Genomic DNA, 26,476 nt, shown 5'->3' with positions numbered 1-26,476 from the left:
ATCGTTTGTATTCTTCCTTGTTCCCGATTTCACCATGATCGCTTTTGCGACCGCGCTCGATCCCCTACGCTCCGCCAATCGCATGCTCGGCTACGAAGCCTACCGCTGGCGCCTGGCCAGCATTGATGGCAAGCCGGTGCGTGCCTCGAACGGGGTCGAATGCGCTGTCAACACCTCGCTGGAGGAAGAGCGCAGGAAGATGGCGGGCCCCGACCGGCCGAACATGGCCATCGTCTGCAGCGGCATCGATGTCGAGCGCTATCAGAACAAGTCAGCCTTTGCCTGGCTACGCGAGGAGTACAATCGCGGCGTCGCCGTCGGCGGTCTGTGCACCGGCGCGCATATCCTCGCGGCAGCCGGCCTGTTGTCCAACAAGCGCTGCGCCATCCATTGGGAGAACCTGCCGGGCTTTTCCGAGGCGTTCCCGAAGGCCAATGTCTTTGCCGACCTGTTCGAAATCGACCAGAACGTCTACACCTGCGCCGGCGGCACCGCGGCACTCGACATGATGCTGAAACTTATCGGCGACGACTTTGACGAGAACCTCGTCAATCGCGTCTGCGAGCAGGTGCTGACCGACCGCGTGCGCAGCCCTACCGACCGCCAGCGTCTGCCGCTGCGCGCCCGCCTCGGCGTCCAGAACTCGAAAGTGCTGACCATCATCGAACTGATGGAAGCTAATCTTTCCGAGCCGCTGTCGCTGATAGAGATCGCCGACCATGTTGACCTGTCGCGCCGCCAGATCGAACGGCTGTTCCGCACTGAGATGGGCCGCTCCCCTGCCCGCTATTATCTCGAAATCCGGCTCGACCGCGCCCGGCATCTCTTGATCCAGTCGTCCATGCCGGTGGTCGAGGTGGCGGTCGCCTGCGGCTTCGTCTCGGCCTCGCATTTCTCCAAATGCTACCGCGAACTCTACGCCCGCTCGCCGCAGCAGGAGCGCGTCGACCGCAAGCAGTTGCTGGCGGCCTGATCAGGTGTCACGTGAGTAAGAGAACGACCCGATCCGAAAAACTGGCCGACCGGCGCAGCTTTCGCCTCGACGCGAAGAAATGGGCTGCGTTCATGGCGGCTCTGGTGCCTCGACGCGTGACCTTTCACGCCTGAAACGCCTGTTGAGCGAGCCGAGCATCTTTTCCGATCGCGATCCAGTGTGAGCCAGGCGAACTACACCTGCGCCGTGCGCATCGCTTCGACGCGAATATCCTCCGTCAGCCGTGCCTTCAGCGCCGAGAATTCCGGGCTGGTCTTCAGCGTGTAATGGCGCGGATGCGGCAGGTCGATGGCGACATCCGACTTGATGCGGCCTGGGCGCGCCGTCATCACGATCACGCGCGAGGCCATGAAGATCGCCTCCTCGATGTCGTGGGTGACGAACAGCACTGTTTTCTTGCGGCGTTCCCAGATGCCGAGCAGCAGTTCCTGCATTAGACCGCGGGTCTGGTTGTCGAGGGCGCCGAACGGCTCATCCAGCAAGAGTATCTCGGGATCGTTGGCCAGCGCCCGTGCGATCGCCGTGCGCTGCTGCATGCCGCCGGAGAGCTGCTTCGGCCAATGGTTCTCGAATCCCTTCAGGCCGACAAGGTCGACATAGGAGGCGACGATCCCGTCCCGCTCCCTCTCAGGCATGCCGCGTTCGCGCAGGCCGAAGGCGATGTTTTCGGCAACCGTCAGCCAGGGAAACAGCGTGTAGGATTGGAAGACCATGCCGCGATCCGGCCCAGGCCGGGTCACCGCCTTGCCGTCGAGCAGCACGCGACCCTCGCTCGGTGCTTCGAGGCCGGCGACGATCCGCAGCAATGTCGACTTCCCGCATCCGGATGGCCCGAGGATGGTGATGAAGTCGTTGGCGGCGACCGCTACGTCGATCGGCATCAACGCCTTGACCGGCTCTCCGCCGCTCACGCCGGCAAAAGTGCGCGAGACGCCTTCGATGAGAAGCTTGCTCACGCCAGGCTCCATGGAAAGAGCCAGCGGTTGAATGCCTTGAAGGCGAAGTCGGACAACAGCCCGATCAGCCCGATAACGATGATACCGAAGATGATCTGCCCCGTTGCCAGCCGCGACTGGCTGTTGATGATCATGTAGCCGATGCCGGAGGACGAGCCGATAAGCTCGGCAACGATGACATAGGTCCAGGCCCAACCGAGCACCAGGCGCAAGGTCTCGGCGATCTCAGGCGCATTGGCCGGCATGATCACCCGTCTGACGATGCCGTCGTTGGTGGATCCGAGCGTATAGGCCGCCTCGACGAGGTCGCGTCTTGTGCTGCCGACCTTGACCGCGATGATCAGGACGATCTGGAACACCGAGCCCACGAAGATGACGAGCAGTTTTTCCAGCTCGCCAATGCCAGCCCACAGGATAAGCAGCGGAATGAAGGCCGAGGCCGGCAAATAGCGTGCGAAGGAGACGAACGGCTCCAAAAACGCTTCCACCGGCTTCCAGGCGCCCATCGCGATGCCGAGCGGCACCGCGACGACCGACGCTAGCAGGAAGCCGCCGAAAACCCGCCAGATCGTGATCAGTATGTCGAGCCAGAAACGATCCTCGACCAGCAGCCGCCACCCATCCCGCAGCATCGATAGCGGATCGGCAAGGAAGATGCGGTTGACGTGGCCGCCAAGCGTGATCCACGCCCAGAAGACGACGAACAGCACGAAGAAGGAAATGCCGAGCACGGTTCGGATGCCCGGCGAGACTGGATGCAAGGGGCGCATCGTCAAATCGTCCCCATCGTCAAATCGTCACTTGTCCAGGAGAAGGCGGCGGCGCCAAGCGCCGCCGCATTGCGGTCAAAGGCAGCACTGTCACTTCGACAACGCGCTGGTGTCGGCCAGTGTGGTGACGTCGGGCGCTTCCTTGATCAGCCCCATCTGCAGCAGCAGTTCGCCGGCGGTCTTGGAAAAATCCTGGAATTCCTTGGTGAAGAACTGCTTGTTCTCCGCCCTGTCGGCCCATTTCAGGTATTTCGCCGAATCCTCGAACTCCTTGGCCGACTGCTTCACATCGGCGCCCATGGTCTCGTAGGATTTCTGCGGATCTTTCTTGATCAGGTCTAGCGCGTCGAAATAGCTGTCGGCGAGCGCCTTGGCCGCATCCGGATTGGCCTTGAGGAATTCGGGCGTACAGCCAACCGTGTCGAGCACCATCGGGTAGTCGAGTGTGGTCGCCAGGATATGGCCCTGGTCGGACTTGTCGCGCACCGCGGAAATGAACGGCTCATAGGTCACCGCCGCATCGTTCTGCCCGGCGAGGAAGGCTTGCGCCGCCGCGTCCGGCTCCAGGTTGACGACGGTCACATCCTTGGTCGACATGCCGTTCTTGTTCAGCACCCAGGCGAGCATGAAATAGGGCGACGTGCCCGGCGCCGAGGACGCGACAGTCTTGCCCTTGAGGTCGGCGACGGTCTTGATGTCGTTGCGGGCAACGATGCCGTCGGCGCCATAGGATTTGTCGAGCTGGAATATCTGCTTGGTGGTGACCCCGCTGGCGTTCCACACCAGCCAGGTCTCGACCGTGGTGGCCGCGCATTGCAGGTCGCCGCTGGCTATGGCGAGCGGCCGGCTCGCTTGCGGCACCTTCTTCAAGGTCACGTTCAGGCCGTGCTTCTCAAAGATGCCCGCCTGCTTGGCAAGCGTCAGCGGCGCGAAGCCGGTCCAGCCACTGATGCCGATGGTAACCGAGGTAGCGGCCATCGCCGGTGCGGACAGACCGGCGGCAAGTGTCAATGTTGCAGCAAGAGCAGCGATCCTGGTCATGTCAGTTCCCCTTTTGTTTTCGCTGAGGAAATTGTCTCACAGACGCTAGTCGGCTTGTCAATGAACAGCTTGGTGAGGCACCCGGCAGGCCTGGTGGCGAAGGCAGCTCGATCGGCAGCCCGTCCCCGAACAGGTGCGGGCGGCCCGAAACCCAGCATGGCCTTCAGTAGTCGTTGCAGTAGCACTCCGCCGAGGAGATGCGGTCGTTCCAATCGCTGCCACCGAAATCGCGGATCCTGCGCCGTATCTCGATCGAGCGGCCGCCCATGCGCGAGTCCTCGTAGGCAACGAGCGTGCAGCCGCGGCGAACGATCACCGACGAGACACGGTCGTTCCAGAACTGACCGCCGCGAAAGTTCACGGAATCGTCGGGCCCCATACCGATAGACCGTCCGCGAAAATTCGCGTGCTCGAACATCATGCATGCGGGCTCGTCATTGTATTGGGCGCTGGCGCCGTCTACAAAAAGCACGGACGCGACAGCAGTCAGGATGGCTAGACGTTTCATCTGATGTTCCTCCGTTTCGACCGCGGCCCCTTCCGGCTGGATAGCGCGGTCCGGCCATTTTGCCAATGCTTCGGCCGCCTAGCGTAGGGCACCGAACTCAGCTTAACAAAAGACCTGACGACAGCCAGTTCGGCGGTGTCGGCAGCTTTTGTGCAGGTAAGCTTTTCATGATAGGAATTTTTTCTGGAATTTTTTTCTTGACTCCGTGCCCTCAGCTATGGTATATATTTGTCTATGGTGCTGATTTGCGCCAGTGACCCGCCGCACAGGCGGGTTTTTCGTTTGATGCTCCGTCAGCCAACGCGCCGGCGAAGGAACCCGTTAACCCGAGTTCGTTGCCTTGCCGCCTAGCGGCTGTCGAACATCCAGCTGCGGTTGCGCCACATTTTCTCGCCGACCAGGCAGTCTGTGGCGGGACTGTCCTGCGCCAACACCACCGGCGGATGCGCGGCTTCTTCCACCGCCCATTGCGGCGAGGCCGGGCCGGCGAGTTCCAGCACCAGTTTGCGGCGGATGGCTTCGGGAAACTGCGTCCAGCCGTTGACCGGGATCATGAAGGCTCCGGGGCCGCCGATGACGCAGTCGCTGTAGTAGCGATCGAGATTGTTGACGTCGTAGGCGCCAGTGAAGCCGCCTCGGGTCATCAGCGGCAGGCCGTTGATGACGATGCCTTGCTTGATCAGCTCGTCGCGAGTGAGGTTGACAGGCGCGCCCTGGTTGTTGGGACCATCGCCCGAAATATCGATGACCCGCTTCGTTCCCTGGTAGCCGCTTTCGGCGAACAGGTCGTTGCCGAATTCGAGCGCGCCGGAGATCGAGGTTCGCCGCGCACTGTTGGGAGGCTGGGCGGACAATTGCGCAACCACTCGCTCCGCGTCAGTGCGGCTGGCAATCACCGTCCACGGCACGATGACGCGCTGCCAGCTGGTGCCGGCCCACTCGACATAGGTGACGGCGATTTTGCCGTGGGCGCCATCGGCAATGGCCTGCAGCACATTGTCGTGCGTCAGCGCCGCTGCATAGCCGTGACGCTGGATCTCGAGTTCGTCCGGCGACATCGACAGCGACACATCGACGGCCAGCACCAGCTCGACATCGACCGGCTCATCCGCGAGGGACGCCGGCGTCAGCCAGAGCGTCAGCGCCAGCGCGGCACCGCCCGAGAAGAAATGTCTTGCACAAGAGTAAGCAGACATGCCGCAAGGGTAAGCGAGAATCGCTGTGCGGCAAAGAAAAAAGCAGGGAGCGCGGCTTCGGGGATCTACCCTTCAAAGGACCAGAGGATGGCTGCGCTCGACCGGGATCACTTGTTGATCGGCCATCCGCCTCTGCCACGCCATTCCACTTCATCGGTAACCTCGACCGCTGAGCCCGGCGGACTGGGGGTTTTCCGGCCCGTGCCGCGAAACGCTCGCCAGTTCGGCCTGAACGACGGTGGAAGCCATAGCAGAACGCCTGCGACGGCAGCAGAGAGGATCACGGCAAAACGCAAGATCGAGAGGACAACGCCACAGAAGCCAACGATTCGCACGGCCCTACCGGGTCCGAAGCGGCTTGTAAGCAGATGCCGTGCGATCGTGCCGCCATCTAGGGGATAGGCCGGGAGGATGTTGACGACAAAGAGCACCCCATTCAGCAAAGCGCCAAGCCAAAGCGCCCACTCCACAAGACTGGTCTGCCTTGGAGGCGGCGAATTGAAGAAACTATCTGATTCAACGGGCAGGAACGGCGCCACCATGAGGCAGTAGGAAGCAACGAAACCTGCCGCCAAAACGATGTTCGCCAATGGGCCTGCAAAGGCGATCCATGCCCATCCCCGCGACGAAGCTACGCCCCGCTTGAAATAAGCTATCCCGCCAAAGAGATAGAGCTCTATCCTCTCGGTGCCTATGCCTTGCCGGCGAGCGGCCCATGCATGGGCCAGTTCATGCAAAAACACCGACACGAAGAAAAGCACCGCAAAAACGGCTGTATGGATCAAGGCGTCGGCGGGCCGCGTCGACCACTCACGCAGAAAAGGCAGGATGATTGGAACAGCAAAAGTCCAGCTGATACGAACGGGAATATTCCAGTTCGTCCTAAACACAAACACATCGTTCTTCCTGTCCCAGCCGAACCGTTGCAAGTGCATTTCTCCGCCCGGCGTGACGGTAAGCGAGAATCACCCGGTTAAAAAGACAAAACCCGGCCGAAGCCGGGCTTTGCAATCATGTCGTTCTGCACGGGCGATCAGCTGCGCGGCTTGAGGTTCTCAGGGTCGTAGAGCGGCTTGTAGCCGACGGCGGCCACTTCGACCGGATAGGTTTCGCCGAAATACTCGACGGTGAGCTTGCGGCCTTCCTGGGCGTACGCCCACGGCAGATAGGCGAGACCGATATTCTTGCCGATGGTCGGTCCGTAAGCCATCGAGGTGGTGAAGGACCGCCGGCCGAGCTCATCGACCAGCGTTTCGCCGGTCTTCGGATCCATCACCGGCATCGTGCCGACGGGATAACGGGCAACGCCTTTGGAATCGACGTTTTCGGTCATCACAAGCGTGCACAGCATTGCCGGCTGGTGCTCGCGGGCGCGGTATTCGACATGCCTGGCCTTGCCGCAAAAATCGTTCTCCTTGACCTTCGGACGAGCAAGGTCCGCTTCGAGCAGATTGTACTCGGTCAAAAGGTCGGCGTTCTGCAGGCGCAGGCTCTTCTCCATGCGGCGCGTATTGGCGTAGGTCTCGACGCCGAACGGCATGACGCCGGTCGAGCGCAACGCATCCCAGACGGCCAGGCCGTCCTCGTAGCGCATATGCAGTTCCCAACCCTGCTCGCCGACATAGGAGATGCGGAAAGCCGTGACATCCTTGCCGCCAATCCTGACCGGCTTGATCGCCGCGAACGGGAAATTCTCATGCGAAAGCCCGTCCTGATTCTCGACAACTTTCTGCAGGGTTGCCCGGGCGTTCGGCCCCCAGATGCCGACGGTGACGTATTTCTCGGTCACGTCGGTGATGGTGACGTTAAAGCCTTTGTCCTGCGCGGTGCGGCGCATGTACTGGAAGTCGCGCGGGCCGGCGTCGGCCCCATCGATCAAACGACAGCGGTCGGCCATGCGGATGACGGTAAAGTCGGCGCGCACCATGCCTTCCTCGTCGAGGAAGTGGGTGTAGATGCCCTTGCCGATATTGTTGTCGCCGCCGATCTTGGCCGCGCACAGCCATTCCAGCAACGCGACATGGTCCGGGCCTTCGATGTCGTACATGGCGAAATGCGACAGGTTGACGATGCCGCAATCCTCGCTCATGGCGAGATGTTCGGCATTGGAGACGCGCCAGAAATGGCGATTGTCCCACTCGTTCTCGCGCACCGGCACCCGGTTGCCGTATTTCTCCAGCAGATGCTCGTTGGCTGCGTAGCCATGGGCACGCTCCCAGCCGCCCAGTTCCATGAAATAGCCGCCGAGTTCCTTTTCGCGCTCCCAGAACGGCGAACGTCTGATGTTGCGGGCCTTGGAGAAAGGCTCGCGCGGATGCACCGCCGGATTGTAGACCTTCATCGCCGTCTCGGTGCAGCGATCCCAGATGAACTGCTCCTTCGTCTGGTGCGGATAGAAGCGCGCATAGTCGACGGCGTGGTGATCGATCGCGGTTCGGCCGTCGGTCATCCAATCGGCGATCAGCTTGCCCATGCCGGGGCCGTCCTTGACCCAGATGGCGACGGCATACCACAGGCCCCGCACCTTCTGGCTTTCACCCATCGACGGGCCGCCATCCGCGGTCACCTGTAAGAGACCGTTGAAGGAATGGCTTTCGTTATAGCCGAGTTCGCCGAGGATCGGCGTCAGCTCCATGGCGCGTTCGAGCGGCGCCAGGATCTGTTCCATGTCGAGATCGCGCTGCGAGGGTGAAAGCCGCGCCTGGTCCTTCTCCAGCAGGTCGCGCGGATGGCAAAGGCGCGGGTTGGTCTCTTCGTAGTAACCCCATTCGATCTGCCCGCCCTCGGCGGTCCTGGGATCGCCGGTGTCGCGCATATAGGCCGAGTTGCCCTGGTCGCGCAGCAGCGGCCAGCCGATCTCCTTGCCGGTGCCGGCGAACTCGTTGTACGGGCCGAAGAAGGTCAGCGGATGGTCGATGGGCATGACCGGCAGGTCTTCGCCGACCATTTCGGCAATTAGCCGGCCCCAGATGCCGGCGCAGACGACGACATAGTCGGCCTCGATCGTGCCGCGGTCGGTCACCACGCCGGATATGCGGCCGTCCTTGACGACAAGCGACCGGGCCGGCGTGTTGGCGAAGGATTTGAGCTTACCGGAGGCTTCCGCCTGGTCGACCAGCTTGCCGGCGACGGTCTGCGAGCGCGGGATGACGAGACCGGCGTCCGGATCCCACAGGCCGCCCTGCACCATTGCTTCTTCGATGAGCGGGAAGCGTTCCTTGATCTCGGCCGGTTCGATCAGGCGAGCGCGCGTGCCAAACGCCTTGGCCGAGGCGATCTTGCGCTTGATCTCCTCCATGCGGCTGTCGTCGCCGACGCGCGCGACTTCGAGCCCGCCAATGCGCGCATAGTGACCCATCTTCTCATAGAAATCGATGGAGTAGAGCGTCGTCCAGCACGACAGGAAATCGTGGCTGGTCGTGTAGCAGAAGTCGGAGGCGTGCGCCGTCGAGCCGATATCGGTCGGGATGCCTGACTTGTCGATGCCGACAATATCGTCCCAGCCCCGCTCGATCAGATGATGGGCGATCGATGCGCCGACAATACCGCCCAAGCCGACGATGACGACCTTTGCCTTTTTCGGAAACTCTGCCATTGCCCGCGACTCCAAAGTGATAAAGCGGGCGGACTATAGGGCGGAGCGGTGGCGCTGATGAAGCCTGTTTGCGACATTGGCAAAAAGCCGAGCGACCACAGGGTGAAATGCTTCACATTGGGGGCTTGAGCGGGTCGCCTTCCGAAGCGGGGTTAACTCAGGCACCGCTGGCAGGCCGGTTGCGTTTGGTTGTGGCTGCCGTGGCGCCATTTCCGGCGTCATTGCTAAACAATCGATACCGGGAACGGCAAAAGGCCGAGCAAATGCCCGGCCTTTCCAATCATGCCGCCAAGATTACTTGATGCGGGCGACGCCACCCGAGATTTCGACCGTTTCCGAGCCGGTCAGGGCTTCGAGGTCGCCGTTGGGCAAGGTGACGAAACAGCCATTCGGGCAGAACTCGACGGTTTCCCCAGCGGCCAGCGCCAGATCGCTTTTGCTGCCACCCTCGGTCACGATCAGCGTGCGTGTCTCGGCGTCCTTGTTGACCGCGCTTGCGGCATGGGTCGAGCCGCTCACGGCGAGCAAGGCGACGGCAGCGACGAGAGACTTCCACATGGTGCAATATCGGTGTTCCCACCGCCTCTGTTGCATTTCGCAAGGCACTTTCGCCTTTGCATGGGAGCTTATATGAGATGGAAGCTGAACCGCAACTGAATGCCGCATTCATGCCGCAATTGGCTCTGCCGGACCGAGCGCGTCAATTGGCGGGCTGGCTGAAATCGGCACAACCTTAGTCGGGATCTGGCTTGCGCACCTTGCGGCCCGTCTTGACGGCCCGTCTTGCTTCGGCGGCAGCCGCCACCTTGGCCTGCTCCTGCTCGGCGAAGTCGGCCTCGATCTTGTCATCATCGGTCGGCCAAGCCTTGGGTTTGTGGACATCGACGACGGCGCGGGGCGTCGATGGAATTTCGATGTGCTCGCCGCTGAATTTCTCAAGCACGGCAAATCGGATGTCGTTCTGCGCGATGTTGCCGTTCATCACATCGGCCAGGAACACGCGGATCTCGAATTCGAGTGCGGCAGGCCCGAAGTTGGAAAACAGCACGAAGGGTTCGGGGTTTTTCAGCACCATGGGATGGCTGCGGGCGATGTCCAGCAGGACGGCATGTACCTGCTTGACGTCGCTGCCATAGGCGACGCCGACCTTGATGTCGATACGGCCGAGCTTGTTGCGATGCGTCCAATTGCCGACGGCGTTGTTGATCAGGTTCGAATTGGGCAGGATGACCGATTGCCGCTGGAAAGTTTCGATCTCGGTGGCGCGCACGCTGATCTTCTTGACGGTGCCGCTGACATCGCCGGCGACGATCCAGTCGCCGACCTTGAACGGCCGTTCCGCCAGAAGGATCAGGCCGGAAACGAAATTGGACACAACGTTCTGCAGGCCAAAACCGATACCGAGGGAAAGAGCGCCGGCGACCAGCGCCAGACTGGAGAGGTCGATGCCCGCCGCCGATATGCCGACGAGCGCCGCCAGCGCAACACCGGCGTAGCCGACCGCGAGCCGGATCGAATTGCGCACCCCGGTATCGACCTTGCCGCGCGCCATCACCGAACCGTCGAGCCAGCCCTGGAACCAGCGCGTCAGGAAATAGCCGAGGATGAAGACGACGATGCCCGAAAGAATACCGGTGACCGAAATCGTCACCGAGCCGATATTGATCCCGGTTGCCAGTTTGTAGGCCCAGGCCTCGATATCGCCGGGCTGAAAGCCCCACATCAGCAGGATCAGCGGCAGAAATACCAGCACGATCATCACATTGATGGCGACGCTGACGACGAGGCCCAGCTGGTCGAGCGCGGTATCCTCGTAATTCGAATTGGCGGACAGCCAGCGCCCGACGGACGTGTTGGTGAAAGCGCCCTCCTCGCCGATCGCGCGCGCCGACAGGAAGCCGATATAGGCCGTGACCAGCGCGGTGCCGGTAACGACCACCTGTTGAGAGACGAACAAGGCAAGTCCGATATAGCCGAGCAGCGCGGCAACGATGGTGAAAAGACCAAGCGCAAGCGATGTATAGCGCAGCCATGCCGGCCACGGCCGCCAGCTTCCGTCATGCGCCTTGAACGGCCTCAGCATCGCCATCAGGATCAGGATAACGCCGACGATGATGGTGGCACCGAAACTGCGGGCGATGATCAGCGACAGCGGCGAGCCCATCTTGTCGTTGACCACTGACAGGAAATAGTTGACGCCGATGACCACCGCCATGGCGGTCGTCAGCCGCGCCAGCCAGCGCGCCGGGCCGGTTTCGACGGGGATAAGCCGCCAGTTCGGCAGCCGCGGCTCAAGCGCCGCGTTGGTCAGCCTGTTGACGCAGAACACCACTCCGATAACCGCCGCGAGCGCATTCAGGAAGAGGCCGATATCGCCGCGCAGCACATTGTAATAGTTGAAAAAGAATACCGTGGAGGCCAGGAATACACCGACCGCCAGCGTCGGCAGCAAGGTCGACCAGAAGGCCACCGAAAGACGGCTGAGATAGGATGGATCTTCGTTGGTGGGGTCAGCCTCGAACACCCGCCCGAACAGGCGCCTGCCGCCGACCAGCAGCACCAGGGCCAGCCCGAGCGCCACGAAGGTCGCGGCAAGGACGGCCTGGAACTTGAACTTGAAGGCGAAGCTCAGCCAGGACGATACCGCCTTGTAGAAATTGTCGAATTCGTCCCTGGCGTCGGAGAAGACCTGCGGGCTCAGTGCATCGGATAGCACGTAGCGCTTGGTCAAAAGATTGCGGAACAGCTCGCTGCGCATGCTGCCGATCCTGTCGATCAGCCCGCTGATGCGGATCGACAGGTTCTGCGCGCTGGCGACGACCGCATTGATCTCGGCCTTCTCCGACGCCAGCGCCTGGCGTTCGCCGGTCACTATGTCGGGCTCCTGCGGCTGGCCTGCCGCCGGCGGCGGACCCAGTGTCTCGATCCGATTGTTGATATCGTTGAGGCGCGACCGGAACGCCAGCGCACCGGTGAGGGCCGCCCGCGACAGACCCTCCAGTTGCAGACGTATATCCACCAGCGAGGCATCGTCCTCACCGTCCTGCTGTATCTTCTTCTCGAGGTCGTCAGTCTTGGCCGTCAGGCCCTGAATGACTTTCTGCTGATCGGTGATCAGTCCGGCGGCGCCCTGGCCGAGCGCCTGCGCAGTAGCGTCGAACGGGTGCAGCGCCGAGAAAACGAGCGCGAGGATCAAAATGAGGCGATGCAATCGGAAAATCATGATTTTGATGGCGACTCGTGCGGCAAAGGCAATTTGAAATTGCCTGTCCTTGATAGAGACGGCCATATCATGGGGCAAGCCGTCGCAACCATCACTGGCCCGTCCGATCACACAGTGCGTCGGCCAGTCGAAAGGCAATGGCGCAATATTGGCTTTGCCGATGCGGCCTGCTCTATAGTCTGCCGCATCGCCTGAACCGGATGACCATGATGGCAGAGTACTCGGCCTTTTCGCTGCTCGCGAACGCGCTTAAGGGAAACAAGGACTGGAAGCCGGCCTGGCGGAAGCCGGACCCGAAAGCGTCCTATGATGTCGTCATCATCGGCGGCGGTGGCCACGGGCTGGCGACCGCTTATTATCTCGCCAAGGAGCACGGCATCACCAATGTCGCCGTGCTGGAGAAAGGCTGGCTCGGCTCCGGCAATGTCGGCCGCAACACGACAGCCGTGCGCTCGAACTACCTGCTGCCGGCCAACACCCGCTTCTACGAACACTCGATGAAGTTGTGGGAGAACCTTTCGCACGAGCTCAACTACAACGTCATGTTTTCGCAGCGCGGCTGCCTGAACCTGGCGCACACGCCGGCCCAGTTCGACGACTATGCAAGGCGCGGCAACGCCATGCGCCATCTCGGCGTCGACGCCGAGCTGATGACACCGGCGCAGATCAAGCGCCTGATCCCGGCGCTCGACGTTTCCGCCGACGCACGCTTTCCGGTGGTCGGCGGCTTGATGCAGCGGCGCGCCGGCACTGCTCGCCACGATGCGGTGGCCTGGGGCTATGCGCGTGGCGCCGACCGCCGTGGCGTCGATATCATCGAGAATTGCGAGGTCACCGGCTTCCTTCGCGATGGCGACAGCATCACGGGCGTCACGACGTCGCGCGGCGACATCCGCGCCAAGAAGGTGGCTGTCGCGGTGGCCGGCAGCACTGGACGCGTCATGCAGCTGGCCGGCATCGAGACGATGCCGATCGAAAGCCATGTGCTGCAGGCCTTTGTGACGGAATCGCTGAAGCCCTTCATCGACACCGTCGTCACGTTTGGCATGGGCCATTTCTACATGTCGCAGTCGGACAAGGGCGGCCTCATCTATGGCGGCGACATCGACGGCTACAACAGTTACGCCCAGCGCGGCAATTTGCCTATCGTCGATGAGGTGATGAGCGAGATGCTGGCGCTGTTTCCGGGCCTTGCCCGCGTGCGCATGCTGCGCTCCTGGGGCGGCGTCTGCGACATGTCGATGGATGGCTCGCCGATCATCACCACCGGCCCCCTGCCCGGCATGTATCTCAACTGCGGCTGGTGCTATGGCGGCTTCAAGGCGACGCCGGCTACCGGCTGGTGCTTCGCCTGGACCATCGCCAAGGATCAGCCGCACGACCTCAACGCCCCCTTCACGCTTGACCGCTTCCATCGCGGCCTGATGATCGACGACAAGGGCCAGGGTGCAAACCCGCGGCTGCATTAAACCATGATGCGGAAAAGTGGAGAACGGTTTTCCGATAAGCTCATGGTCAACCAAGAAGATAAAATTCGATGCTGATCACCTGCCCCTATTGCGGCCCGCGCGACGTCATCGAGTTTACCTATCAAGGTGACGGCAACCGTCAGCGTCCCGACCCCGCCTCGCAGAATTTCGAGGCATGGAACGCCTATGTCTACGACCGACTGAACCCAGCCGGCGAACACAACGAGATCTGGCAGCATTCTGGTGGTTGCCGCGCGCATCTGAGGGTCGTGCGCAACACGCTGACACATGAGATTTCCAGCGTCGCCTTTGTGCGCGGCGATCATGGCTCGGCCGCGCGCCGCAAGGCGGAGGACAAGGCATGAGCCCGCGCCGCACCGACACCGGCGGCCGCATCGACCGGCTGAAAACGATCCGCTTCACCTTCGACGGCGCGACCTACAGCGGCCATGCCGGCGACACGCTGGCATCGGCCCTGCTGGCCAAGGGCGTCACCCTCTTCGGTCGCTCGTTCAAATACCACCGCCCGCGCGGCCTGCTCACCGCGGGCATCGAGGAGCCCAACGCCCTGGTGACGGTGCTGAGGGGCGAGGTTCGCGAGCCTAATATTCCGGCGACCATGGTCGAGATCCATGACGGGCTGGTTGCCATCAGCCAGAACCGCTTTCCCTCGCTTACCTGGGACATCAACGCCGTCAACCAGCTCGGCGGCAAGATCCTTTCGGCCGGCTTCTACTACAAGACGTTCATGGGACCGGTGTTCGGTCCGCTGAAGGGCACGCGCTTCTGGATGTTTTGCGAGCATTTCATCCGTCGTGCCGCCGGGCTCGGCAGCGCCGGATCGGCCAAGGACCCGGCCCGCTACGAGCGCATGAACGCATTTTGCGATGTGCTGGTGGTCGGCTCCGGCCCGGCCGGCCTGATGGCAGCCAAGACCGCCGCCGATCTGGGCGTCCGCGTCATGCTGGCCGATCTCGAACCGCGTTTCGGCGGTTCGGCCAACTGGTCCGACGAGACCATCGATGGCGCATCGGCCGCCGATTGGGCTCGCCGCATCGTCGCCCAGCTCGAAGGCCGCGACAATGTCCGGCTTTTGCCGCGCACCACGGTGTGGGGCTACTACGATAACAACACGCTCGCCGCGCTCGAACGGGTCAACGATCACAAGGAGCAGCCAGGCAAAGGCGAGCCGCGCCATCGCTACTGGGCGATCCGCGCCAAATCCGTGGTGCTGGCCACCGGCGCCTTCGAGCGGCCGCTGGTCTTCCCCGGCAATGACCGGCCAGGCGTGATGCTGGCGCATGCCGCCGAGCGCTATGCCAACGAGTTCGGCGTGCTGCCGGGGGAGCGGATCGCGCTGTTCACCAACAATGACAGCGCCTACCGGGCAGCTGTCGCCTTGAAGAAGGCCGGCGCCGCGATCGTCGCCATCGCCGATATCAGGCCGGAGCTTTCGCCAGAGATGCGCAAGTTGGCCGCGGAAGCCGAAGCCGAGATCTTCGCCGGTCACGCCGTCATCGCCACCGAAGGTGGCAAGGCGCTGTCCGGTCTCAAGTTGCAACGCTTCGACATGACCAACGGAACGCTCGCCGGCGACGCGCGCAGCATCCATGCCGATTGCCTGCTGATGTCCGGCGGCTGGTCGCCGACCATTCATCTCGCAAGCCAGGCTGGCGCCAAAGCGGAATGGAACGAGGCGTTGCAAGCTTTCCTGCCGCCGAAGCCGACGCAGAAATGGGTCGGCGCCGGCGCCTTCAACGGCCATTTCATGACCCTCGAGGCAATACTGGACGGCCGCAACGCTGGTTTTTCGGCGATCGGCGCAACAGTCACGCCGATGGCGTACCCGATTATCGAATCCTTGCCTTGTGACCCCCGTCCTGCCCCGGTGTTCGAGATCAGGGCCAAGGGCAAGAGCTTTGTCGACTTTCAGCACGACGTCACCGCCGAGGACGTGCGGCTGGCGCACCGCGAAGGCTTTGTCTCGGTCGAGCATCTAAAGCGCTACACCACGCTCGGCATGGCGACCGACCAGGGCAAGAGCTCCAACGTGCCCGGCCTTGCCATCATGGCCGAAGCGCTGGGCAAGCCGATCCCAGAGGTCGGCACGACGCGTTTCCGGCCGCCCTTTGCGCCGGTTTCCATTGGTTCGCTGGCGGCCGAGCGCTTCGGCGACCTGAAGCCCGAACGGCTGACGCCGATGCATGACTGGCATCTAGCCAATGGTGCAACGATGTATTCCGCCGGCCTCTGGTACCGTCCGATGATCTATGGCCATGCCGGCGAGACGGTCGAGCAGGCCTATGTCCGCGAAGCCAAGGCGACGCGCGAGAGCGCCGGCATCGTCGATGTCTCGACACTGGGCAAGATTGCGGTGCAAGGGCCCGACGCCGCTCTGTTCCTCGACCGCGTCTATACCAACATGTTTTCGACGCTCGCCGTCGGCAAGGCCCGCTACGGCCTGATGCTGCGCGAGGACGGCCTCGCCTTCGACGACGGCACCACCTGGCGACTCGGCGAGCAGGATTTCCTGATGACCACCACCACGGCCAACGCTGGCAAGGTGATGCAGCATCTCGAATATTTCCTCGACGTGATCTGGCCGGATCTGAAAGTCCACGTCACCTCGGTGACCGACGAATGGGCGGGCGCCGCGATCGGCGGGCCCAAGGCCAGGCAGATCCTCGCTACATGTGTCACTGGCACAGCGGTGGACAACGCTACCTTGCCGTTCATGGGCATCGTTTGTGGCGAGATAACAGGCGTACCGGTGATGATTTGCCGGTTGTCGTTCTCCGGCGAAATGGCGTTCGAAGTCTATTCCGGCGCAGGCTATGGCACCCATGTCTGGGAGGCGCTGGTCGAGGCCGGCAGACCGTTCGGGCTCGTCACCTACGGTCTTGAAGCACTGGGCACGATGCGCATCGAAAAGGGCCATGTCACCGGCGCCGAGATCGACGGCCGCACCACTGCGCGCGATTTGCATCTCGACTGGATGCTGTCGAAGAAGAAGCCGTTCATCGGCTCGGCGATGATGGACCGCGAAGGCCTGATCGCCGCTGACCGCCTGGAACTGGTCGGCCTGATTTCGCTCGACAACCGGCCACTCAACGGCGGAGCGCACATCGTCGAAGAACTGGACGAGGCCAATCCGCACGGTTCCATCGGCCACATCACCGCCTGCTGCTATTCGCCGGCGCTCGGCAAGCATATCGCGCTGGCGCTGGTCAAGGGCGGCAAGGCCAGGCAAGGCACGCGCGCCCATGTCTCGGATCCCTTGCGCAACCGGTTCGGACCGGTCGAGATCGTCTCCAACCACTTCTTCGATCCGGACGGGAGTCGCATGCATGGTTGAGCGCCAATCACCCGAGCGCAAGCCGCCAGAGCACTTGTCGCCACTCGAGCCGGAATTTCACGTCGGCTCGCACGGCAATTTCGAGCACGGCGTCGAGATCATCCTGACCGAGACGCGGCCGGGCTCGATCGTGCAGCTCGCCGCCTGGCCTGGCGAAGAGAAGAAGCTGATATCAGCCATCCACACCGTCACTGGGCTTGCGCTGCCGGACGGTGCCGGCGGCGGAGCGAGCAACGGCGTGAAGTCGGTGTTCGGCTTCGCGCCTGGAAAGTTCACCGTTGCCGACGAGGCCGAGGAGTTGGCCGCTGCCTTTGCCAAGCTGGTTACCCCGGCCATCGGTACGATCACCGACCTCTCGCATGGCCGCACCGTGATCCGCATTGCCGGGCCGAAGGCCGAATGGGTGCTGGCAAAGTTCTTCGCCATCGACTTTTCGCTGCCTGCCTTCCCGGTCGGCGTCGGCCGCTCGACCGCCCATCACGATGTCTTCGCCCAGATCCAGCGCACCGGCGCCGACCAGTTCGACATCTACGTCTTCCGCTCCTTCGCCCGGTCGTTCTGGAAGGCGCTCTGTCACGCAAGCGAGGAAGTCGGCTACGAGGTGCAGTAGAGGCGGCCGGCCTCTCGCCGACGACTTCCGCCTCCAGTTCGTGATCGAGGGCGTCATCACGCTCTGGGCGCTGCTTGCCTACCTACCACCCGGATTCCTAGCCGGCCGGCTTATTCGCTGAACGTCACCCACTCTTCCAGCGGCACGCGATCGGTGCGGAAGGTGTTTTCCGGTTTGGATAGGTCCTCATGGCCAAGCGCCATGCCGCAGACGACGATCTCCTCGTCGGGAATGTTGAGCACCGGCCTTATCTGACGATGGTAGGGTGCAAACGCTGCTTGTGGGCACGTGTGCAAACCCCTACCGCGCGCCGCGACCATGATGTTCTGCAGGAACATGCCGTAGTCGATCCATGAGCCTTGGTTGAGCCGGCGGTCGATGGTGAAGATCATGCCGACCGGCGCGTCGAAGAAGACGAAGTTGCGGTCGTGCTGGGCGCGCATCTTGTCGACCTCGCGGCGGCCGATGCCGAGCGCGCCGTAGAGGCCGAAGCCGTTGGCGCGGCGCCGGGTCAGGTACGGCTCGAAGAACTGGGTGGGATAGTAGCGGTACTCGTCCCAGTCGGCTTTTTCGGCGCGAATGCCAGAATTGAGAATGGCGTCGGTAATCTGCTGCTTTGTCTCGCCCTTGGTGACGTAGACCTTCCACGGCTGCATATTGGTGCCCGACGGAGCCCGCGCTGCAACTGCCAGAATGGCGCGGATCGTATCGTCGTCGACCATGTCGGGCAGGAAAGCGCGCACCGAGCGGCGCGACAGAATCGCCTCGTCGACGATCTCGGCCTCGCTCGCGATTCGAGTGTTGTTTTCCAGCATGGGCCGTCCCTTAACCCTCGTCTCGACCAGACGTCCCCACTCGCCGTTCGTGCCCGAGCCTTTGCATGAACCATCAAAATCGTGCAAGCAAATCTTGAGCAAGCGTGAAAATCGACTTGATTTTTTCATGCGCTTGATTTCTCATGAAATTTATCTGGAATTTTTCACGAAGTGAGCGCTTTGCCTTCGCCTACAGCAAGTACATTGCAGGGACCTGACGAACGCGTGCTGGCCGGCGATATTAGGGCCTTGCGCAAACTGCGTGGTCTGACGCTGGCGGAGATCGGCCTGAAGCTTGGCCGTTCGGTCGGTTGGGTCAGTCAGGTGGAGCGTGGCTTGTCAACGCCATCGCTCAGCGACCTCAGAGCTTTCGCCGAACTGTTTGGTGTGCCAATCAGCCTGTTCTTCAGCCATGACGTGCCTGTCGAAAGCGAGCGCGGCGTGGTTGTGCGCGCCGGCAGACGTCGCACGCTTGGCACAAGCGAAACCGGCTTGGTGGAGGAGCTTCTGTCGCCCGATCTCGGCGGTAGCTTCGAAATGGTGCGTTCGGTCTTCGCGCCGGGTGCCGAACTGAAGGCCGAGGCACAGCGGCCGACCGAGGAAGCCGGGTACGTCGCATCCGGACTGTTCGACATCGAAATAGCCGGCGTCTGGCATCGGCTTGGCGAGGGCGATTCCTTTCGCTTCGAAGGCAAGCCCTACCGTTGGCGCAATCCGGGTTCCGAGCCGGCAATTGTCATCTGGGTGGTTTCACCACCAGTCTATTGAAGAATGCATGTCGCCCAAAAGTGTGCAGCGGTTTTGGGAGAACGACATGCATCAAAACAAAAATAGAAGCGCGACGCGCTTCAGGTTTGGGAGAAGAACATGGCGGGTTTGCCGAGCACGGCTCGCGTGGTGATCATCGGAGGCGGTGCCGTCGGCACCTCCTCGCTCTATCATCTCGCTAAGGCGGGCTGGACCGAGTGCGTGCTTCTGGAAAAGAACGAGCTGACCTCCGGCTCGACCTGGCATGCTGCCGGCAACGTCCCGACCTTCTCCTCGTCCTGGCCGCTGATGAACATGCAGCGCTATTCGACCGAGCTTTATCGCGGGCTGGCCGAAGCGGTCGACTATCCCATGAACTACCACGTTACCGGTTCGCTGCGCCTTGCTCATACGAAAGAGCGTATGCAGGAGTTTCAGCGCGCCAAGGGCATGGGCCGCTATCAGGGCATGGACATCGACATTGTCGGCGTCGATGAGATCAAGCGCCGCTATCCCTTCATCGAGACGCATGATTTGAAGGGCGCGCTCTACGATCCGAGCGATGGCGACATCGATCCGGCGCAGCTCACGCAGGCGCTGGCCAAGGGCGCACGCGACATGGGCGCGAAAATCATCCGTTTCTGCCCGGTCACAGGCGTGCGCCGCGAGAACGACGAATGGGTGGTCGAGACAGCGCAAGGCGAGATCCGCTGCGAGATCGTCGTCAATGCTGCCGGTTACCGCGCCGCCGAAGTCGGCAAGATGTTCGGCCGCGAGGTACCGATGATGGTGATGAGCCATCAGTACATATTGTTCGAGGAAATTGCGGAACTGGCGGCGTGGTCGAAGGAACAGGGCAAGAAATTGCCGCTGCTGCGCGACGTCGACACCTCCTACTATTTGCGCCAGGAAAAGAACGGCATGAACCTCGGCCCCTACGAGCGCAATTGCCGCGCGCATTGGGCCACCCACAACGATCCGATGCCGGAGGATTTTTCCTTCCAGCTGTTCCCCGACGATCTCGACCGGCTCGAACATTATCTGGCCGACGCCGTCGCCCGCGTGCCGATCCTGGGCACGGCCGGCCTGTCCAAGATCATCAATGGGCCGATCCCCTACACGCCGGACGGCAACCCGTTGATCGGGCCGATGCCCGGCGTTCCCAATGCCTTCGAGGCCTGCGTCTTCACCTTCGGCATCGCCCAGGGCGGCGGCGCCGGCAAGGTGCTGGCCGAATGGGTGACCGAAGGCCAGACCGAATGGGACATGTGGTCGTGCGATCCGCGCCGCTTCACGTCCTTTGCCTCGGCGCCAGACTATTGCGTCGCCAAGGGCATGGAGATCTATGGCAACGAATACGCCATCCAGTTTCCGCGCCATGTCTGGCCTGAAGGCCGCGACCGCAAGCTGTCGCCGATCCACGATCGCATCAAGGCGTTCGGAGCCCGCTTCGACGCCTACAATGGTTGGGAGCGCGCCACCTGGTATGCGAAAGACGGCGATGATGTTTCCGAGGAAGCCACACTGACCTTCCGCCGCGACGGACCATGGCAGCATCGCGTGCGCGAAGAATGCCTGGCGGTGCGCGACGCAGCCGGCATCCTCGACCTGCCAGGCTTCTCGCGCTTCAACCTCGACGGCCCGGGCGCCGCCGAATGGCTGAGCCTGCAGGTTACCGGGCTGGTGCCGAAACCCGGCCGCATCGGCCTCGTCTATTTCGCCGACGACAAGGGCCGCATCGTCACCGAAATGTCCGTCGTGCGTCACGACGAGAATTTGATGACGCTGATCACCGCGGCGGTCGCGCAATGGCATGATTTCGAATGGCTGAAGTCGCGCATGCCCAAGGATGCACCATTCAAGTTGATCGACCGGACCGAGGAATTCTCGACCCAGGTCCTGGCCGGCCCCAACTCGCGAAAAATTCTCGCCGATGTCTGCGAAGCCGACCTCGCTCTGCCATGGCTGACGCATCAGGAGACCAAGATCGCCGGCCGCTGGGCGAAACTTGTGCGCGTCTCCTTCGCCGGCGAACTCGGCTGGGAGATCCACACAAGGGTCGACGACACCGCCGCCATCTTCGACGCGGTCTGCGCGGCAGGACAGCAGCACGGACTGAAGCCGTTCGGCATGTATGCGCTGGATTCGCTCAGGCTTGAAAAAGGCTACCGCACCTGGAAGGGCGACCTTTCGACCGACTATTCGATCCTGCAAGGCGGGCTCGAGCGCTTCGTCAAATGGGATAAGCCCGAGTTCCGCGGCAAGTCGGCGTTGCTGAACGAAAAACAACAGGGTGTGAAGAAGCGTTTCGTCACGCTGATCGTCGAAAATCCCGGCGACTGCGACGCTCCCTACATGTCGACGCTGTGGCATGACGGCCGGATCGTCGGCGAGACGACGTCGGGCGGCTGGGGTCATCGCATCGACAAGTCGATCGCACTCGGCATGCTGCGCGCCGATCTGACCGAACCCGGTACCGCCGTCGAGGTCGAAATCTTCGGCGACCGTTTCCAGGCGGTCGTCCAGAAAGACGAGCCGCTATGGGATCCAAAGAACGAGAGGCTGCGCGCATGAAGAGGATCATTCTCACCGATGGCGGCATGGGACAGGAACTGGTTCGCCGCAGCAAATCCGAGCCGACACCGCTCTGGTCGGCCAGGGTGCTGATCGATGAGCCGGATCTGGTGCGCGGCCTGCACGCGGAATTCATCCGTGCCGGCGCTCGCGTCATCACCATCAACACCTATTCAGCGACACCCGAACGCCTGGCGCGTGAGGGCGCCGAGGACCTCTTCAAGCCATTGCAGAAGCGCGGCATCGAATTGGCGAGGCAAGCCCGCGACGAGGCCGGCGATGCGGCGATCGCCGGCTGCCTGTCGCCGCTGTTCGGCAGTTACGCACCGGCACTGACCATTTCATATCAGGATACGCTCGACATCTACCGGCGCGTCGTTGCCGAGCAGGCTGATGGCGTCGACCTGTTCCTGTGCGAAACCATGGCGTCCGCAGAGGAGGCGCGCGCGGCAGTCACCGCGGCATCGGAAAGCGGCAAGCCCGTATGGGTCTCGTGGACGCTGGCCGATCACGGCAAACCGCGGCTGCGCAGCGGCGAGGCAATAACCGCCGCGGCAAGCGCGCTCGACGGCTTGGCGGTCACTGCACGGCTGCTCAACTGCTGCCGGCCGGAAGCGATTGCCGCGGCACTGCCTGAATTGATCGACCTCGGCGGCCCGGTCGGCGCCTATGCCAACGGCTTCACCTCCACCGAAGCGCTCAAGCACGGCGGCACCGTCGACGTGCTGCATGCCCGACATGATCTCGGCCCGGACGCCTATGCCGACCAGGCGATCGGCTGGGTGGAGGCCGGCGCGGACATTGTCGGTGGTTGCTGCGAGGTTGGACCGCCGCATATCGCAGCTCTGCGCGACCGGCTCGAACAGGCCGGCTACGAAATTTCGGGAGTTTTTCATGCCTAAGCCATCATCGCGCATCTCCGGCATCGTGCCTTCGGGCAAGGACGGCTGGGAAGTCCATTCGGCCGCCTGGGCCCGCAAGGAGGCCGGCGAAGACATCATCATGCTGTCGGTCGGCGACCATGATTTCGACACGTCCTCGCAAACCATCGAAGCCTGCGTGACAGCGGTTCGCGGCAGCAACCACCACTACACCCCGCTTCCCGGCTTGCCGCGCCTGCGCAAGGCGATGGCGGCGGCCTCGAGCGCCTGCACCGGCGTCGAGACGACACCAGATCAGGTCATCGCCACGCCCGGCGGCCAGGCCGCGCTCTACGCGGCCATCCAGGCCGTGCTCGACCAGGGTGACCACGCCATCGTCGTGGCGCCCTACTACGCCACCTATCCAAACACGTTCAGCGCTGCAGGCGCCGATTTCACCGTCGTCGAGACGCCCGCCGAAGACGGCTTCCAACCGCGTGCCGACATGATCCGGGCGGCACTCCGGCCGAACACGCGCGCCATCCTGATCAACACGCCGAACAACCCGACCGGTGCGGTCTATTCGCGAGAGCGGCTCGAACAACTCGCCGAGGTCTGCAGGGAGCATGACCTCTGGCTGCTATCCGACGAGGTCTACTGGACACTGGGCGGCGGCGAGCACGTCTCGCCGCGCTCGCTGCCTGGCATGGCCGAGCGCACGCTGGTCATCAATTCGATGTCGAAGAGCCACGGCATGACCGGCTGGCGCATGGGCTGGCTGACAGGCCCGGAGGCGATGATCACACTGCTCACCAATCTCAATCTGGTGACGACTTACGGCTTGCCGGCCTTCACCTCGATCGCCTGCGCCGAGGCGCTGGAGAACCGCTATGGCGTCAAGGAGATCGCCGAGCGCTATGCGGCGCGCCGTACCGTCCTGCTCGACGCCGTGCGCGGCATGAACAATGTCAACGTGCGCGGTTCCGAGGGCGGCATGTTTGTCATGCTCGACATCAGTGCGTTCGAACCCGACGACGAGAAATTCGCCTGGGCTCTGCTCGACAAGGAAAATGTCGCCGTGATGCCCGGCTCCAGCTTCGGCGAAGCCGCAGCCGGCCATATTCGCATCAGCCTCTGCCAGCCCGAACCCGTGCTGCAGGAAGCAGCGCTCCGGCTGCGCCGCTTTGCCTCCAGCTACCGTCGCGAGGCCGCATGACCGCCAAGGCAGTTCCCGCCAAAGCAAGAGCCGTCATCATCGGCGGCGGCGTCTCCGGCTGTTCGGTCGCCTATCACCTTGCCAAGCTCGGCTGGACCGACATCGTGCTCCTGGAACGCAAGCAGCTGACGTCGGGCACGACATGGCATGCCGCCGGCCTGATCGGCCAGTTGCGCGGTTCGCAGAACATGACGCGGCTGGCGAAATATTCCGCCGACCTCTACGTCAAGCTGGAAGCCGAGACCGAGGTCGGCACCGGCATGCGCCAGGTTGGCTCGATCACCGTGGCGCTGACCGAGGAGCGCAAGCACGAGATTTATCGACAAGCCTCTCTCGCCCGCGCCTTCGATGTCGATGTCCGCGAGATTTCGCCCAATGAAGTCAAAGAGATGTACCCTCATCTCAATGTGTCCGATGTCGTCGGCGCCGTGCATCTGCCGCTCGACGGCCAGTGCGACCCCGCCAACATCGCCATGGCGCTGGCCAAGGGCGCGCGCCAGCGCGGCGCCACAATCGTCGAGAATGTGAAGGTCACCAAGATCCACACCAGGGCTGGTCGCGTCACCGGCGTGTCCTGGGCACAGGGCGAAGACCAAGGCACCATCGAAGCCGAAATTGTCGTCAACTGCGCCGGCATGTGGGCGCGCGAGCTTGGCGCGCAGAACGGCGTCACCATCCCGCTGCATGCCTGCGAGCATTTTTATCTCGTCACAGAGCCGATCCCCGGCCTCGGCCGGCTGCCGGTGCTGCGCGTGCCCGACGAATGCGCCTACTACAAGGAGGACGCTGGCAAGATGATGCTGGGCGCCTTCGAGCCGGTGGCCAAGCCCTGGGGCATGGACGGCATCCGCGAGGATTTCTGCTTCGACCAACTGCCCGAGGATATGGACCATTTCGAGCCGATCCTCGAAATGGGCGTCAACCGCATGCCGATGCTGGCGACCGCCGGCATCCACACCTTCTTCAACGGGCCCGAGAGTTTCACGCCGGACGACCGCTATTATCTTGGCGAGGCACCAGAATTGTCCGGCTACTGGATGGCGACCGGCTATAATTCGATCGGCATCGTCTCCTCCGGCGGCGCCGGCATGGCGCTGGCGCAGTGGATCAACGATGGCGAAGCGCCTTTCGACCTTTGGGAAGTCGATATCCGCCGCGCCCAGCCGTTCCAGAAGAACCGCCGGTATCTCAAGGAGCGGGTCTCCGAAACGCTCGGCTTGCTCTATGCCGACCATTTCCCTTATCGCCAGATGGCGACATCGAGGAATGTCCGCCGCTCGCCCCTGCATGAGCATCTGAAGGCGCGCGGCGCTGTCTTCGGCGAAGTCGCCGGCTGGGAGCGCGCAAACTGGTTCGCTCGCGAGGGCCAGGAGCGCGAATACCGCTATTCCTGGAAGCGGCAGAACTGGTTCGACAACCAGCGCGAAGAACATCTGGCGGTCAGGAACAAGGTCGGCCTGTTCGACATGACCTCGTTCGGCAAGATCCGCGTCGAGGGCCGTGACGCCTGTGCCTTCCTGCAAAAACTATCCGCCAACGACATGGACGTCGCGCCGGGTAAGATCGTCTATACCCAGATGCTCAACCAGCGCGGCGGCATCGAGAGCGACCTCACCGTCTCGCGCCTGTCGGAGACGGCGTTCTTTCTGGTCGTTCCCGGCGCCACGCTGCAGCGCGATCTCGCCTGGCTGAGAAAACACCTCACCGACGAATTCGTCGTCATCACCGATGTGACGGCAGCCGAAGGCGTGCTGTGCCTGATGGGGCCGGACTCGCGAAAGCTGATCCAGAAGGTGAGCCCGAACGATTTCTCCAACGAAGCCAATCCGTTCGGTACGTTCCAGGAGATCGAGATCGGCATGGGCCTGGCCCGCGCCCACCGCGTCACCTATGTCGGCGAGCTCGGCTGGGAACTCTATGTCTCGACCGACCAGGCAGCCCATATCTTCGAAGCAATCGAAGAGGCAGGAGCCGATGTCGGGCTGAAACTCTGCGGCCTGCACACGCTGGATTCCTGCCGCATCGAAAAGGCTTTTCGGCATTTCGGCCATGACATCACCGATGAGGACGACGTGCTGGAAGCCGGCCTCGGCTTCGCGGTTAAAACGGCCAAGGGCGACTTCATCGGCCGCGATGCCGTGCTGCGCAAGAAGGAAGCCGGACTGTCACGCCGGTTGGTGCAATTCCGGCTGAAGGACCCGCAACCCCTGCTCTTCCACAACGAGGCGATCCTGCGCGACGGCAAGATCGCCGGTCCGATCACATCAGGCAATTACGGCCATCATCTCGGCGGCGCCGTCGGGCTCGGCTATGTCAAGTGCCTGGGCGAGAGCGAAGGAGACCTGCTGGGCTCATCCTACGAGATCGAGATCGCCGGCGAGCGTTTTGCGGCGGAAGTATCGCTGAAGCCGATGTACGACCCGAAGTCGGAGAGGGTGAGGATGTAGCACGCAGTCCTGTCCTTCTCCCCTTGTGGGAGAAGGTGGATCGGCGTGCAGCGCCGAGACGGATGAGGGGTGTTCCAGCGGAGTGAGACGTTGGCGTTCC

The 26,476-nt window shown here is 62.7% G+C and carries 21 protein-coding genes; 11 read left to right on the top strand and 10 right to left on the bottom strand.

What is annotated here, in order from left to right; genetic code table 11:
- Positions 1–34 precede the first annotated feature (34 nt).
- A complete protein-coding gene (locus NKJ01_RS13260; protein WP_502905879.1) occupies positions 35–973 on the top strand; it encodes a GlxA family transcriptional regulator in 939 nt (312 codons plus the stop codon).
- Positions 974–1,167: 194 nt separating this feature from the next.
- Here the strand turns inward: NKJ01_RS13260 and NKJ01_RS13255 are convergent, their stop codons facing one another.
- The 9 genes from NKJ01_RS13255 to NKJ01_RS13215 form a co-directional block, all read right to left on the bottom strand.
- A complete protein-coding gene (locus NKJ01_RS13255) occupies positions 1,168–1,950 on the bottom strand; it encodes an ABC transporter ATP-binding protein (RefSeq protein WP_352728482.1) in 783 nt (260 codons plus the stop codon).
- Positions 1,947–2,720, bottom strand: a complete 774-nt coding sequence (locus NKJ01_RS13250) for an ABC transporter permease (protein ID WP_352728480.1) — start codon at positions 2,718–2,720, stop codon at positions 1,947–1,949. Before NKJ01_RS13250 ends, NKJ01_RS13255 begins: the two co-directional genes overlap by 4 nt.
- Positions 2,721–2,810: 90 nt before the next feature.
- Positions 2,811–3,761, bottom strand: coding sequence for an ABC transporter substrate-binding protein (locus NKJ01_RS13245; RefSeq protein WP_352728478.1), 951 nt, complete (start codon positions 3,759–3,761; stop codon positions 2,811–2,813).
- Between the two features lie 163 nt (positions 3,762–3,924).
- Positions 3,925–4,269 (bottom strand): peptidase inhibitor family I36 protein, encoded by a 345-nt coding sequence (locus NKJ01_RS13240; RefSeq protein WP_352728476.1) that lies wholly within the window; start codon positions 4,267–4,269, stop codon positions 3,925–3,927.
- Positions 4,270–4,616: 347 nt separating this feature from the next.
- Complete coding sequence (locus tag NKJ01_RS13235; RefSeq protein ID WP_352728474.1) at positions 4,617–5,465, bottom strand: DUF1194 domain-containing protein; 849 nt, start codon at positions 5,463–5,465, stop codon at positions 4,617–4,619.
- Positions 5,466–5,572: 107 nt separating this feature from the next.
- Positions 5,573–6,394, bottom strand: coding sequence for a site-2 protease family protein (locus NKJ01_RS13230; protein ID WP_352728472.1), 822 nt, complete (start codon positions 6,392–6,394; stop codon positions 5,573–5,575).
- Positions 6,395–6,498: 104 nt separating this feature from the next.
- Positions 6,499–9,060, bottom strand: a complete 2,562-nt coding sequence (locus tag NKJ01_RS13225; protein WP_352728470.1) for a GcvT family protein — start codon at positions 9,058–9,060, stop codon at positions 6,499–6,501.
- Positions 9,061–9,354: 294 nt separating this feature from the next.
- Positions 9,355–9,618, bottom strand: a complete 264-nt coding sequence (locus NKJ01_RS13220; protein ID WP_023757768.1) for a hypothetical protein — start codon at positions 9,616–9,618, stop codon at positions 9,355–9,357.
- 175 nt (positions 9,619–9,793) lie between these two features.
- Positions 9,794–12,283, bottom strand: coding sequence for a mechanosensitive ion channel family protein (locus tag NKJ01_RS13215; RefSeq protein WP_352728468.1), 2,490 nt, complete (start codon positions 12,281–12,283; stop codon positions 9,794–9,796).
- On the opposite strand from NKJ01_RS13215, the gene NKJ01_RS13210 reads away from it, so the two are divergent.
- The 5 genes from NKJ01_RS13210 to NKJ01_RS13190 all read left to right on the top strand — a co-directional run bounded on the left by NKJ01_RS13210 (position 12,266) and on the right by NKJ01_RS13190 (position 17,717).
- Positions 12,266–12,478, top strand: a complete 213-nt coding sequence (locus NKJ01_RS13210) for a hypothetical protein (RefSeq protein WP_156938482.1) — start codon at positions 12,266–12,268, stop codon at positions 12,476–12,478. The two genes, NKJ01_RS13215 and NKJ01_RS13210, sit on opposite strands and share 18 nt — an antisense overlap.
- A gap of 14 nt (positions 12,479–12,492) precedes the next feature.
- On the top strand, positions 12,493–13,752 hold the full coding sequence (locus NKJ01_RS13205) for a sarcosine oxidase subunit beta (protein ID WP_352728466.1): 1,260 nt from the start codon (positions 12,493–12,495) through the stop codon (positions 13,750–13,752).
- A gap of 68 nt (positions 13,753–13,820) precedes the next feature.
- Positions 13,821–14,117: a sarcosine oxidase subunit delta gene (locus tag NKJ01_RS13200; protein ID WP_023757771.1), complete on the top strand. Its 297-nt coding sequence runs from the start codon at positions 13,821–13,823 to the stop codon at positions 14,115–14,117.
- A complete protein-coding gene (locus NKJ01_RS13195; protein WP_352728464.1) occupies positions 14,114–17,107 on the top strand; it encodes a sarcosine oxidase subunit alpha in 2,994 nt (997 codons plus the stop codon). The genes NKJ01_RS13200 and NKJ01_RS13195 overlap by 4 nt, the downstream gene beginning before the upstream one ends.
- Complete coding sequence (locus NKJ01_RS13190; protein ID WP_352728462.1) at positions 17,100–17,717, top strand: sarcosine oxidase subunit gamma; 618 nt, start codon at positions 17,100–17,102, stop codon at positions 17,715–17,717. The genes NKJ01_RS13195 and NKJ01_RS13190 overlap by 8 nt, the downstream gene beginning before the upstream one ends.
- A gap of 110 nt (positions 17,718–17,827) precedes the next feature.
- Here NKJ01_RS13190 and NKJ01_RS13185 read toward each other — a convergent pair whose 3' ends face one another.
- Complete coding sequence (locus tag NKJ01_RS13185; RefSeq protein WP_023757774.1) at positions 17,828–18,532, bottom strand: nitroreductase; 705 nt, start codon at positions 18,530–18,532, stop codon at positions 17,828–17,830.
- Between the two features lie 204 nt (positions 18,533–18,736).
- On the opposite strand from NKJ01_RS13185, the gene NKJ01_RS13180 reads away from it, so the two are divergent.
- The 5 genes from NKJ01_RS13180 to NKJ01_RS13160 all read left to right on the top strand — a co-directional run bounded on the left by NKJ01_RS13180 (position 18,737) and on the right by NKJ01_RS13160 (position 26,376).
- Positions 18,737–19,300: a helix-turn-helix domain-containing protein gene (locus tag NKJ01_RS13180; RefSeq protein ID WP_031259669.1), complete on the top strand. Its 564-nt coding sequence runs from the start codon at positions 18,737–18,739 to the stop codon at positions 19,298–19,300.
- Positions 19,301–19,399: 99 nt separating this feature from the next.
- Positions 19,400–21,853 carry a GcvT family protein gene (locus NKJ01_RS13175; protein ID WP_352728459.1) on the top strand — a complete coding sequence of 818 codons (2,454 nt, stop codon included), beginning with the start codon at positions 19,400–19,402 and terminating at the stop codon, positions 21,851–21,853.
- A complete protein-coding gene (locus NKJ01_RS13170) occupies positions 21,850–22,755 on the top strand; it encodes a homocysteine S-methyltransferase family protein (RefSeq protein WP_023757777.1) in 906 nt (301 codons plus the stop codon). The genes NKJ01_RS13175 and NKJ01_RS13170 overlap by 4 nt, the downstream gene beginning before the upstream one ends.
- Positions 22,748–23,929: a pyridoxal phosphate-dependent aminotransferase gene (locus NKJ01_RS13165; protein WP_352728456.1), complete on the top strand. Its 1,182-nt coding sequence runs from the start codon at positions 22,748–22,750 to the stop codon at positions 23,927–23,929. Before NKJ01_RS13170 ends, NKJ01_RS13165 begins: the two co-directional genes overlap by 8 nt.
- Entirely contained in the window at positions 23,926–26,376 is a 2,451-nt protein-coding gene (locus NKJ01_RS13160; RefSeq protein WP_352728455.1) for a GcvT family protein, read from the top strand. Before NKJ01_RS13165 ends, NKJ01_RS13160 begins: the two co-directional genes overlap by 4 nt.
- Positions 26,377–26,476 lie beyond the last annotated feature (100 nt).

The organism is Mesorhizobium sp. M0276 (genome assembly GCF_040321755.1).
Taxonomy (GTDB): Bacteria; Pseudomonadota; Alphaproteobacteria; order Rhizobiales; family Rhizobiaceae; genus Mesorhizobium.
This window is presented reverse-complemented; position numbering and strand designations above follow the sequence as displayed.

What these genes read in the sequence shown, in the direction of transcription:
- NKJ01_RS13260 (WP_502905879.1), top strand. Translation starts at nt 35, where the DNA reads ATGATCGCTTTTGCGACCGCGCTCGATCCCCTACGCTCCGCCAATCGC.
- NKJ01_RS13250 (WP_352728480.1), bottom strand. Translation starts at nt 2,720, where the DNA reads ATGCGCCCCTTGCATCCAGTCTCGCCGGGCATCCGAACCGTGCTCGGC.
- NKJ01_RS13245 (WP_352728478.1), bottom strand. Translation starts at nt 3,761, where the DNA reads ATGACCAGGATCGCTGCTCTTGCTGCAACATTGACACTTGCCGCCGGT.
- NKJ01_RS13240 (WP_352728476.1), bottom strand. Translation starts at nt 4,269, where the DNA reads ATGAAACGTCTAGCCATCCTGACTGCTGTCGCGTCCGTGCTTTTTGTA.
- NKJ01_RS13235 (WP_352728474.1), bottom strand. Translation starts at nt 5,465, where the DNA reads ATGTCTGCTTACTCTTGTGCAAGACATTTCTTCTCGGGCGGTGCCGCG.
- NKJ01_RS13225 (WP_352728470.1), bottom strand. Translation starts at nt 9,060, where the DNA reads ATGGCAGAGTTTCCGAAAAAGGCAAAGGTCGTCATCGTCGGCTTGGGC.
- NKJ01_RS13220 (WP_023757768.1), bottom strand. Translation starts at nt 9,618, where the DNA reads ATGTGGAAGTCTCTCGTCGCTGCCGTCGCCTTGCTCGCCGTGAGCGGC.
- NKJ01_RS13210 (WP_156938482.1), top strand. Translation starts at nt 12,266, where the DNA reads ATGCAATCGGAAAATCATGATTTTGATGGCGACTCGTGCGGCAAAGGC.
- NKJ01_RS13215 (WP_352728468.1), bottom strand. Translation starts at nt 12,283, where the DNA reads ATGATTTTCCGATTGCATCGCCTCATTTTGATCCTCGCGCTCGTTTTC.
- NKJ01_RS13205 (WP_352728466.1), top strand. Translation starts at nt 12,493, where the DNA reads ATGGCAGAGTACTCGGCCTTTTCGCTGCTCGCGAACGCGCTTAAGGGA.
- NKJ01_RS13200 (WP_023757771.1), top strand. Translation starts at nt 13,821, where the DNA reads ATGCTGATCACCTGCCCCTATTGCGGCCCGCGCGACGTCATCGAGTTT.
- NKJ01_RS13195 (WP_352728464.1), top strand. Translation starts at nt 14,114, where the DNA reads ATGAGCCCGCGCCGCACCGACACCGGCGGCCGCATCGACCGGCTGAAA.
- NKJ01_RS13190 (WP_352728462.1), top strand. Translation starts at nt 17,100, where the DNA reads ATGGTTGAGCGCCAATCACCCGAGCGCAAGCCGCCAGAGCACTTGTCG.
- NKJ01_RS13185 (WP_023757774.1), bottom strand. Translation starts at nt 18,532, where the DNA reads ATGCTGGAAAACAACACTCGAATCGCGAGCGAGGCCGAGATCGTCGAC.
- NKJ01_RS13175 (WP_352728459.1), top strand. Translation starts at nt 19,400, where the DNA reads ATGGCGGGTTTGCCGAGCACGGCTCGCGTGGTGATCATCGGAGGCGGT.
- NKJ01_RS13170 (WP_023757777.1), top strand. Translation starts at nt 21,850, where the DNA reads ATGAAGAGGATCATTCTCACCGATGGCGGCATGGGACAGGAACTGGTT.
- NKJ01_RS13165 (WP_352728456.1), top strand. Translation starts at nt 22,748, where the DNA reads ATGCCTAAGCCATCATCGCGCATCTCCGGCATCGTGCCTTCGGGCAAG.
- NKJ01_RS13160 (WP_352728455.1), top strand. Translation starts at nt 23,926, where the DNA reads ATGACCGCCAAGGCAGTTCCCGCCAAAGCAAGAGCCGTCATCATCGGC.